Source organism: Mesonia sediminis (genome assembly GCF_042684705.1).
GTDB classification, from domain to species: domain Bacteria; phylum Bacteroidota; class Bacteroidia; order Flavobacteriales; family Flavobacteriaceae; genus Mesonia; species Mesonia sediminis.
The window spans coordinates 1-3,337 of record NZ_JBHULZ010000016.1 but is presented as its reverse complement, the minus strand read 5'-3'; the positions used below and the strand labels follow the sequence as shown (position 1 = coordinate 3,337).

At 29.8% G+C, this 3,337-nt stretch carries 4 protein-coding genes; all 4 read right to left on the bottom strand.

Annotation, left to right across the window (positions count from 1 at the left end; genetic code table 11):
* Positions 1 to 234: 234 nt before the first annotated feature.
* The 4 genes from ACFSQ0_RS03165 to ACFSQ0_RS03150 all read right to left on the bottom strand — a co-directional run bounded on the left by ACFSQ0_RS03165 (position 235) and on the right by ACFSQ0_RS03150 (position 3,166).
* A complete protein-coding gene (locus ACFSQ0_RS03165) occupies positions 235 to 1,377 on the bottom strand; it encodes a hypothetical protein (RefSeq protein WP_379044002.1) in 1,143 nt (380 codons plus the stop codon).
* Between the two features lie 250 nt (positions 1,378 to 1,627).
* On the bottom strand, positions 1,628 to 2,401 hold the full coding sequence (locus tag ACFSQ0_RS03160; protein ID WP_379043999.1) for an STM3941 family protein: 774 nt from the start codon (positions 2,399 to 2,401) through the stop codon (positions 1,628 to 1,630).
* A 251-nt stretch (positions 2,402 to 2,652) separates the two neighbouring features.
* Positions 2,653 to 2,910 carry a Txe/YoeB family addiction module toxin gene (locus ACFSQ0_RS03155; protein ID WP_042245304.1) on the bottom strand — a complete coding sequence of 86 codons (258 nt, stop codon included), beginning with the start codon at positions 2,908 to 2,910 and terminating at the stop codon, positions 2,653 to 2,655.
* 1 nt (position 2,911) lies between these two features.
* Complete coding sequence (locus ACFSQ0_RS03150) at positions 2,912 to 3,166, bottom strand: type II toxin-antitoxin system Phd/YefM family antitoxin (protein ID WP_379044005.1); 255 nt, start codon at positions 3,164 to 3,166, stop codon at positions 2,912 to 2,914.
* Positions 3,167 to 3,337: the final 171 nt, after the last annotated feature.

Below are 3,337 nucleotides of genomic sequence, written 5' to 3'. Positions count from 1 at the left end.
TCTTTTAAGAACTAATTTTTGTTTTTTACTTCATCTTTTCAAGCAGTCAGATTCATTATTTTTCCGCTTTGCTTTTCATTCCGAGGTATTTTTGCCAACGGTCTTGTATAACAATCAGTTGCGGGTTGGTTAAAAACTAAGATAGCTAAAATTCCCGACTTTTAAGCTTGTGCGGTTGTGTCCGCAGGACACAAAGCCGCAATTGTTGTTATATATTGTTGGGTAACGTTTTTATTAATCATTAAAATACTTTATTAATCTTTCTCCTTTTACATAAGGTACTTCTTCTTCATTGGCATACATCCAATACATCGTCCAGTTACCATATTTATCATACTCATAAGTATAGGTACGTACATCGGTAACTTTTTTACCTACATCCATATCTTTGGCTTCTACCACATCTCCATATTCATTATAGATGAATACGGTATAAGGACTAACAAAATTTCGTTGTATAGGAGCTTTCGGCCATATATATACTTCTTTTTTAGCGAGCCCATCCCCGTCTTCACGATAGGTATAGTTTTCTTCCCAAAATTTTTGATTATTCACCAATAAAGTCATGGTGATGATACGATCCTGCCCATCATACAGGTAGGTATGTTTAACTTGGTCACTTGAACTTACATAAAACCTACTGTCTATAAGGACTCTAAAAACGCCCCAAGTATCTATATCTTCCCAAAAAAAATGTTGGGTAGTGGCAACCTGCCCTTTATCATTATAGCTATAGACCACACGTCTAACCGGTTTTTCGTTTTTTTTATGTACCGTGTCCTTTACCGAAGGTAAGAACTCTTTATAGCACTCTATTTTATCATCTTTTGTAAATGTATAGCGGTAATCACTATACGATTCTGGCATCGAGTGATGATATTCTTTTTTCGTCAGATAGATAGCGTAATAAGAATATTGATTTAGCTTTAAGAAATAAGGATGATATATTTGATAAGGAATATTATAGGGAATTTTATAGTTTAAATTATTTTTATATTCAATATCTTCAGGATAATGTTTATAAATAATAGTTTTAGTCAATGCAGTACTGTCAATTATTTTTTCATTAATAGAATCTAATGTGTAAGCTGAAAAATAATCACTATTTATTCTTATAGGCATGTAACTTATATTAAGAGCTAACTTATCAAATTTATAAAGCCCACCACCACCTTCAATCGCGCCGTCAAAGGCCGCTCTATTTTTATAAAACTTAGCTTTATCTTTTGGAGCATCATCTTGATATAAGTAAACGGTTCTCAACTCCTCTACCCGATGTTTTAAATTGTATAGGTGCCAACCCGTTTCATAATTTTTAGATTGCGCAAAAGAAACTGTGTAAGAAAGAATTACTAAAAAGTAAAAGATGTATTTCATTATTTTTTAAATGTTACCCAACGTGTTTGTATATAATAAGTAGCGTGCAAATTAACGATTATTTTTCCGCCATAAAATAAGCCAGATCTTTTGTATTTTGCTTTTATTTTTTTGTTCAAATGCCAAATCAAAAGATTTGGCGACTTCCCAAATATACCAAAACTTCCGGTTTATAAAAGACGCAGCTATTTATTATATACGGTGTTGGCAGCAGTATTTTTAGGTTTTTTTCGATAAAATTAAATTTATATTAATTAGTAAAAAAGTAATTATATAAATTTAGCAGTATGATATTAATCAAACCCAACCAGGTGATTATACCTGCATATTTTCTTATGATGGAATTTTCGATTACTCCCCAATATCCACGTGCAATTGTAGCAGATATTCCAGTAATTAATAAAATAGCCATAAAAGCAATTATTCCTGTTTTAGATAATAAAAATAATAATAATGAAATTAAAATGTAAAGAGGTATTTTTAAAAATGAAAAATTATTTTTTTTGAGTTTAAATTTTTGGATTATTAATGTACGCTCTTTTTTATCAGAATTAATTAATTTTTGTAATAGTTCATTTAATTTAACTGCATCAATATTTATTTGGCTCAAATTTAAATTTAAATTTTGAACACCAATTTCATTATTGATTTTCTCGACCCACTTGAGTGGCTTTTTTTTAAATTTAAATGTTTCATCAGCTACAATAGATATAAATTTTTGGTCGAAAAGGTCAAGAGGATAAGTATCTAAAATTTGTTCCCATTTTATTTCGTCCTGATTTGAAGTCCTATCCCAAATTCCATTCTCACTTATTATAATTTGTGGTCTTTTATCAAATGTATGGAAAATTCCAATTGGTATAGCCATTCCAAAAAAACACGTGCAGATCCAAGCCATTATATAATTTGTTGATTCGGTCGGTTCTTGTATTATCATTAATACTCCACCTACAACAAATGGTAGTGACATTCCAATAATTTTTAATCCTTTTAAATTTCTTTTGTAAAGTTTTATTTGTGTCATTAAAATCTAATAGACTTTATTGTTCTGAAATTTTCATATTGCTGCCAACGGTATTGTATATGGCTCGTAGCGTGTAAATTATAAAATTATTTTCGGATTAAGCACAAGCCAGATTTTTAAATTTTACTATTTATCTTTTTTATTGGAAATCGTCAAATTTAAAAATTTGGCGACTTTCCAAATATGCCTTAACGTTATTTAAGCAACTTGTTAGCTATGAGCTATATACGTTGTTGCCAGCAGTACTTTTTTCAGTCGTAATGAAACCTGCATTTCGCAATTAAAATTTCTCCTTCTCTATATTTATAAATCAATCGATGCTCACTATCAATTCGTCTTGACCAAAATCCAGCGTATTTGTGTTTTAGAGGTTCAGGTTTTCCAATTCCATCAAAAGGGTTTCGAGAAATGTCTTTCAGAAGTTCATTTATTTTCTTTAGCTTTTTCTTGTCGGTTTTTTGCCAGTATAAATAATCTTCCCAAGATTCGTCAACGAATATGTATTTCATCTTAATCTTCGATTAGGTCTTTATTCATAGTCATTCCGCTTTTTAGTTTTTCAATTGCGGAATCCAATCGTAATTCATTTTTTCGAGAAGTTAATTCGTGATTTGTAGCCATTAGCGAATTGTATTCTTGCAATGACATAACAACAATTCCAGAGTCTTTTCCACGATTTATAATTAAAGTCTCAAAGTTCTTTACAACCCTGTCTAAGTATGTTTTAATATCTTTTCTAAAATCAGATACAGTTGTTATTTGCATAATATTGTATTTAATAAAGTACAAATATATGTACAAAATATGATTTACGCAATTTTTTTCGTATTGCTGGCAACGGCAGTCTGTCTCAAAACTACCAATTAATGCTCTTAAAAATTCTATTTTTCTGATTTTTATGAAATTTATCGATGAATCAATATTTTTTGAAAATGA

Coding starts and splice junctions, on each gene's coding strand:
- ACFSQ0_RS03165 (WP_379044002.1), bottom strand. CDS start 1,377: ATGAAATACATCTTTTACTTTTTAGTAATTCTTTCTTACACAGTTTCT.
- ACFSQ0_RS03160 (WP_379043999.1), bottom strand. CDS start 2,401: ATGACACAAATAAAACTTTACAAAAGAAATTTAAAAGGATTAAAAATT.
- ACFSQ0_RS03155 (WP_042245304.1), bottom strand. CDS start 2,910: ATGAAATACATATTCGTTGACGAATCTTGGGAAGATTATTTATACTGG.
- ACFSQ0_RS03150 (WP_379044005.1), bottom strand. CDS start 3,166: ATGCAAATAACAACTGTATCTGATTTTAGAAAAGATATTAAAACATAC.